Raw genomic sequence first — 1101 nt, forward strand, 5'->3', positions numbered from 1 at the left:
ATGTCGTCATCCCAAAGTTCAGCCATTTGAGCGGAGGTTTTGTCGCCATGCTCTTAGGCAAAAGCCTTGAATTTTTGCCAGTCGGTAATTTGGTGGCTATGACCAGGTGGGCGATTAGGTTTAGGGAGGAAGTCGCCGGTGTGTTCTTTTCTTTGCAGCCAGAGATTGATGGTGTTCCGGCTGACATGGAAAACTTGACTGGCTTCTGTTTTGGGTATACCGTCTAGTTCAATTGCATTAATAACTTTTTGTCTAAGGTCGTAACTGTAGGGGGCTGGCTTTTTGGGTCTTCTGTAGATATCCTTGCCATTATACGTCCTAACTGTTCTGTCTTGTGCTATATATTTCGGCATTTAACTCGCTTGCTGTGTACTCGTCTAGCTTAACGCAATTGTTGACCTTTGTCAATCGTTGTTCAGTGAATTGCCTAACAGGAAGAGTCTCTCCAAATCGCACTGTCTTAACCCCTTAAAACTGTTTAACGATTCGGTTCTAGAGCCGGGAACTAGCACGCATTCCAGGGTAGGAACTTTAACTCTTGCTCTGAACGTAGCCAGTTACGGCTATAGCTGGTCAGCTATTCTGTTGCGGGAGGCACGAAGCCCCCGTGCTTCAGGCGGGGGTGCTGACTACAATATTTCCCCGAAAACTGAAAAAACCGGACACTTATGGAGTCCGGTTATGGAAAAAATATCTGACGAGGCTGGTGGGAAACCCGCCCTACTATGGCTAGGATGCCACTTCTACGGGATAAACGCTGACTTTCTTGCCGCTTTTCCCCCGGCGCTCAAATTGCACAACTCCATCTACTTTGGCAAATAGAGTATCATCTTTGCCAATGCCTACATTGTTCCCAGGGTGGAACTTACAGCCGCGCTGACGCACGAGGATATTACCTGCACTGACTACTTGACCGCCATAGCGTTTGACTCCCAAACGCTGGGCGTTAGAGTCGCGACCGTTACGGGTGCTTCCTGTTCCTTTCTTATGAGCCATGATCTTCTCCTAATTAACCTGATCTGATACATTTACGCGACATTTTTCCGGTTGTTCCCGGACAATGCGACGATAGCACTATTACCCGTTAAGGTAACAGAGGCA

The 1101-nt window shown here is 47.6% G+C and carries 1 protein-coding gene and 2 pseudogenes; all 3 read right to left on the bottom strand.

Translation table 11 applies throughout. The features are described from left to right. Positions 1–56: 56 nt before the first annotated feature. Positions 57–299: pseudogene (locus P5674_RS25105) on the bottom strand (IS630 transposase-related protein); the annotation flags it as partial. 430 nt (positions 300–729) lie between these two features. Continuing rightward, positions 730–996, bottom strand: a complete 267-nt coding sequence (gene rpmA, locus P5674_RS25110) for a 50S ribosomal protein L27 (RefSeq protein WP_006615800.1) — start codon at positions 994–996, stop codon at positions 730–732. Positions 997–1028: 32 nt separating this feature from the next. Further along, positions 1029–1101 (bottom strand): annotated as a pseudogene (locus tag P5674_RS26795) (zinc ribbon domain-containing protein); the annotation flags it as partial.

Origin of the sequence: Limnospira sp. PMC 289.06 (assembly GCF_032350395.1) — a bacterium.
GTDB lineage: Bacteria > Cyanobacteriota > Cyanobacteriia > Cyanobacteriales > Microcoleaceae > Limnospira > Limnospira platensis.